Below are 989 nucleotides of genomic sequence, written 5' to 3'. Positions count from 1 at the left end.
GCACCGATAATCTTATTGAACAGCTCTAACAGTACATCTTTCACACCGCCAGCGTTGAATACCAAACCGACAGCAATCAAGGCAACTACCAAGAAGCCGATAAGTTTGGAAAACTCACGCTTGAAACCTAAGTAGATACCGATAACCACAATCGCCATAAGCACTAAGCTCTGTGCGTTTGATAAAAACCATTGATACAAATTTTGCCCGAAATTCATTTAATTGTCCTCACTTTCTCTTAATTGTTTCATTTTATAGTCGGCTTCTTTGCCGACGCTTAACATACACATCAAGACCACGCCGATACCCATTCCCATAGATACCAACAGGAAGTCTTTTACTAATTCCCACATTTTTCATCACTCCTAACTTTCTACTAAATCTTTTGCAGGGGTCGTCTGCTGTTTGATTATCATTTCATGCTTTTCTGTGAGTTTTGCCTGCTGTTCGATTGTTTCCATGTAGTCTGTACCGTTTCCCTTATCAATCTTTTTCAGCATTTTCAAGGTTGGTGCTACCTGCCTTTGTACCCAACGCAATGTACGGTCTAAGGTATAAGGCTCTGGCTTTGTCGTCAGCTTCAAACTCTGTCTGTTATCGCCGATAAACCAAGCCCAGCGGTCATTGAGTTTCCAGTCATTTTTTCGCTTGTCTGGTTCTTCATCAACAAACCGCACATACTGGTTGATGATAGAAAAGGCGGTCTGCTCTGCGTCATAATAGGTCAGCAAATCTCGTACTGCATAATAGGCACGTTCATTTCTAAGCCGTATCTCAAAACGGTTGATAATGTCGGCTTCTTCCAGCGGTGTCCCTAACTTGACGTACTGCTCATAGTCCTTTTCATAGATACAGAAATACACATCTGATTTCAGCGAACCAAGATAAAGGGTACGTCCCATATATTCTCTGTCGTCCTCTCTGTGCTTGATAAGCTCGCCCGACTGGTAAAACTTATAACTTCTGGACTTTCCGATATATTCCCGTTT

At 42.1% G+C, this 989-nt stretch carries 3 protein-coding genes; all 3 read right to left on the bottom strand.

All coding sequences use genetic code 11. From position 1 onward, the window contains the following. The coding region (locus tag HMPREF0373_RS07450) for a hypothetical protein (protein ID WP_002323342.1) at positions 1-218 on the bottom strand (218 nt) is incomplete at its 3' end. Continuing rightward, positions 219-353, bottom strand: coding sequence for a DUF3789 domain-containing protein (locus HMPREF0373_RS07445; protein ID WP_021739068.1), 135 nt, complete (start codon positions 351-353; stop codon positions 219-221). 12 nt (positions 354-365) lie between these two features. Next, on the bottom strand, positions 366-989 hold a 624-nt coding region (locus tag HMPREF0373_RS07440), incomplete at its 5' end, for a replication initiation factor domain-containing protein (RefSeq protein ID WP_021739067.1).

It is taken from the genome of Eubacterium ramulus ATCC 29099, assembly GCF_000469345.1.
GTDB classification, from domain to species: domain Bacteria; phylum Bacillota; class Clostridia; order Lachnospirales; family Lachnospiraceae; genus Eubacterium_I; species Eubacterium_I ramulus.
The sequence above is the reverse complement of the archived record's forward strand: the minus strand, read 5'-3'. Positions and strand labels throughout refer to the sequence as shown.